The sequence below is a fragment of the Achromobacter sp. Marseille-Q0513 genome (assembly GCF_018195695.1).
Taxonomy (GTDB): domain Bacteria; phylum Pseudomonadota; class Gammaproteobacteria; order Burkholderiales; family Burkholderiaceae_B; genus Achromobacter.
In genome coordinates this window covers 1-362 of sequence record NZ_JAGTJY010000621.1, presented here as the reverse complement: position 1 = coordinate 362, position 362 = coordinate 1, and the positions used below count along the sequence as shown (strand labels likewise).

Genomic DNA, 362 nt, shown 5'->3' with positions numbered 1-362 from the left:
GTGGGACCGACCAGGAAAGGCTGGTCCTTGTAGGCGTTCATCACGGCCAGCGTCTTGTCGGACTCCGTGCTGCCGGCCTGGGCCACGGCATGGGCCCATTGCTCGATCAGGCTGTAGCCCAGCACCGAGTATGAGGAAACGGGCGGTTCGCCCCAACGCGCCTTGAACGCCTCGACGAACTGGTTCATCTGCGGCCGCGGGTCGTCGCCATACAGGGACATGAAACCCGGCAGGTAGAAGTCCTTGAGATTGGGCACCGCGTTGAGCCAGTAGTTGTCGACCATGGCCGTGGTGCCAAGAATCGGCATGTCCAGCCCGGCCGCCCGCAACTGGCGTATCGCCGAGGCGCCGCCGGGCGTATA

General features: G+C 64.6%; 1 protein-coding gene. It reads right to left on the bottom strand.

Going from position 1 to position 362, the window contains the following annotated elements; translation table 11 throughout:
* A partial coding sequence (locus tag KDH83_RS32030; protein ID WP_212323236.1) for an ABC transporter substrate-binding protein occupies positions 1 to 362 on the bottom strand: 362 nt, incomplete at both ends.